The following is a 235-nucleotide window of genomic DNA, read 5'->3' as shown; positions in this document are numbered from 1 at the left end:
GGACCCGATCATTGTGAGCCGAGCCGCACCAGACCCACCCGCGCCTGGGCGGATTGCAGGAAGGCGCGGGCGCGGTGCGAAAGCGCCCTTGCCTGGCCGGTTTTCCAGCCGTGTTTCTCCTCGGCGCTCATCTCGCCAACCGTCTTGTCGAAACCATTAGGCTAAACCACCGGATCGTAGCCGAAACCCAGCGTGCCTCGCGGCGGCCATACCAGCGTGCCTTCGGCCTCGCCGC

1 pseudogene is annotated in these 235 nt (G+C 66.8%); it reads right to left on the bottom strand.

From position 1 onward, the window contains the following. Positions 1-8 precede the first annotated feature (8 nt). Positions 9-235 (bottom strand): annotated as a pseudogene (locus KVT37_RS32985) (non-canonical purine NTP pyrophosphatase); the annotation flags it as partial.

Source organism: Mesorhizobium sp. GbtcB19 (genome assembly GCF_019091085.1).
In the GTDB taxonomy this organism is placed as follows: domain Bacteria; phylum Pseudomonadota; class Alphaproteobacteria; order Rhizobiales; family Rhizobiaceae; genus Mesorhizobium.
The sequence above is the reverse complement of the archived record's forward strand: the minus strand, read 5'-3'. Positions and strand labels throughout refer to the sequence as shown.